The following is a 2,543-nucleotide window of genomic DNA, read 5'->3' on the forward strand; positions in this document are numbered from 1 at the left end:
TTCTTTTGCTGCTGCTTCCGCAGGTGCTGATGTAAGAACTGCACCGCCAAACGCTAGTACACTTGTGATTGCAGCTGTAACAGCAAGATTAGAATTTTTCATAGTCATTCCCTCTAGGACTTAATAGTATTTTTACATCGCAGGTTAATGAATTGTTAACTTGCTTACTAAAAAGGATAGGAAGAACTAGGAAATAATTTCACGGCATTATAAAAAATATCAATATTAATGATGATTTATGGTTTAAATTGCTGATTTTATTATGTTAATTTTTGATTATTTTTTCTTCTTATTATCCTAAACGCAGCCTAGTGTTTAGGTTATAATCAACTTTTATGTATAAATACCCAGTAGTGAGCATATCCAATGATAGATCCTTCGCTTTTACTCGATGGCCTAAACGACAAACAACGTGAGGCGGTCGCGGCACCTTTAGAAAACCTACTTATTCTGGCAGGTGCTGGTAGTGGTAAAACGCGAGTGTTGGTGCATCGTATCGCTTGGTTACAAAGCGTAGAGCAAGCATCACCGTTCTCTATCATGTCGGTTACTTTCACCAACAAAGCGGCAGCAGAGATGCGTGGTCGTATTGAAGAGTTGATGATGGGCAGTTCGTCGGGCATGTGGAACGGCACCTTCCACGGTATCTGTCACCGCATTCTTCGTGCTCACTACCTAGATGCAAAACTGCCAGAAGACTTCCAGATCATTGATTCAGATGATCAGATTCGTTTGCTGCGTCGCTTAATCAAGGCGCAAAACCTTGATGAAAAGCAGTGGCCAGCCAAGCAAGCTTCTTGGTGGATCAATGGCAAGAAAGACGAAGGGCTGCGCCCAAGTCACATTGACGCCTACCATGATCCAATAACTCAAACGTGGTTAAAGATTTACTCTGCTTACCAAGAGGCATGTGATCGTGCTGGCTTGGTCGATTTTGCTGAAATCTTGTTGCGATCGCATGAACTATTGCGCGATAAGAAACACATCCGCGAGCACTACCAAGCTCGCTTTAAGCACATTCTTGTCGACGAATTCCAAGATACCAACAACATCCAATACGCTTGGTTACGTATGATGGCGGGCCCGGATTGTCGCGTGATGATCGTGGGTGATGATGACCAATCTATCTATGGCTGGCGTGGCGCTAAAATTGAAAATATTCAGAAGTTCTTGGATGAATTCCCAGGTGCTTCAACGGTTCGACTCGAACAAAACTACCGTTCAACCAAAACCATTCTTCAGGCGTCGAACGAGCTTATCTCGAACAACACCGAGCGTATGGGTAAAGAGCTGTGGACTGATGGCAACGATGGCGAGCCAATCTCAGTTTACTCAGCTTATAACGAGTTAGATGAAGCGCGTTTCACGGTTAGCAAAATCAAAGAGTGGCAAGAGAAAGGCGGTGCGTTAGAAGATACCGCGATGCTTTATCGTAATAACGCCCAATCTCGTGTGCTTGAAGAAGCGCTTATCCAAGGTGGCCTGCCTTACCGAATCTACGGTGGCATGCGATTCTTCGAGCGTCAGGAAATTAGAGATGCTTTGAGCTACCTGCGCTTAATGAGTAACCGTAGTAATGATGCGGCATTCGAACGTGTCGTTAATACGCCGACTCGTGGCTTGGGTGATAAAACGCTAGAAACGATTCGTCTTGCAGCGCGTGATCGTGGTGCAACCATGTGGGAAGCCAGTGTTGCTTTGATAGAAGAGCAAGTGCTACCTGGTCGTGCTGCGGGTGCATTGAGCCGCTTTATTGAACTTATCAATGCACTTGAAGATGACACCATAGAACTGAGACTTCATGAGCAAACCGACCACGTGATCAAATCGTCGGGCTTGTTTGCGATGTACGAGCAAGAGAAAGGCGAGAAGTCGAAGGCACGTATTGAGAACTTGGAAGAATTGGTAACGGCAACGCGTCAGTTTGAAAAACCAGAAGAAGCGGATGAAATGAGCATGCTAACAGCGTTCTTAACTCATGCGGCTTTGGAAGCGGGTGAAGGTCAGGCTGATGAGTTTGATGATGCGGTTCAGCTCATGACTCTGCACAGTGCCAAAGGCCTAGAGTTCCCAATGGTATTCATGGTTGGTGTTGAAGAGGGCATGTTCCCAAGCCAGATGTCTGCAGAAGAAGCGGGGCGTTTAGAAGAAGAGCGTCGTCTGTGTTACGTCGGCATGACCCGTGCGATGGAGAAGCTCTACATCACTTACGCTGAAATGCGTCGTTTGTACGGTCAAGACAAGTATCACAAGCCATCTCGTTTTATTCGTGAGCTACCAGAGACATGTCTGGATGAAGTGCGTATGAAAGCGCAAGTGAGTCGCCCTGCAAGCAGTGGTCGCTTTAGCCAAACCGCCGTGAAAGAGAACTTCAATGAAACAGGCTTTAGTTTGGGCTCTCGCGTTAAACACCCTAAGTTTGGTGAAGGTACCATCATCAACTTCGAAGGAAGTGGCCCACAAAGCCGAGTTCAAGTTGCGTTCAATGGTGAAGGGATTAAGTGGTTAGTAACGGCTTACGCTCGATTAGAGCAGCTTTAATT

The 2,543-nt window shown here is 45.9% G+C and carries 1 protein-coding gene and 1 pseudogene; one reads left to right on the forward strand and one right to left on the reverse strand.

The window, feature by feature from the left end; translation table 11 throughout:
• Positions 1-102: pseudogene (locus tag AB4496_RS25985) on the reverse strand (DUF2282 domain-containing protein); the annotation flags it as partial.
• A gap of 264 nt (positions 103-366) precedes the next feature.
• On the opposite strand from AB4496_RS25985, the gene uvrD reads away from it, so the two are divergent.
• Positions 367-2,541, forward strand: coding sequence for a DNA helicase II (uvrD, locus tag AB4496_RS25990; protein WP_009848185.1), 2,175 nt, complete (start codon positions 367-369; stop codon positions 2,539-2,541).
• The last annotated feature ends 2 nt before the right edge of the window (positions 2,542-2,543 follow it).

The organism is Vibrio sp. 10N.222.46.A1 (genome assembly GCF_041473595.1).
In the GTDB taxonomy this organism is placed as follows: domain Bacteria; phylum Pseudomonadota; class Gammaproteobacteria; order Enterobacterales; family Vibrionaceae; genus Vibrio; species Vibrio tasmaniensis_A.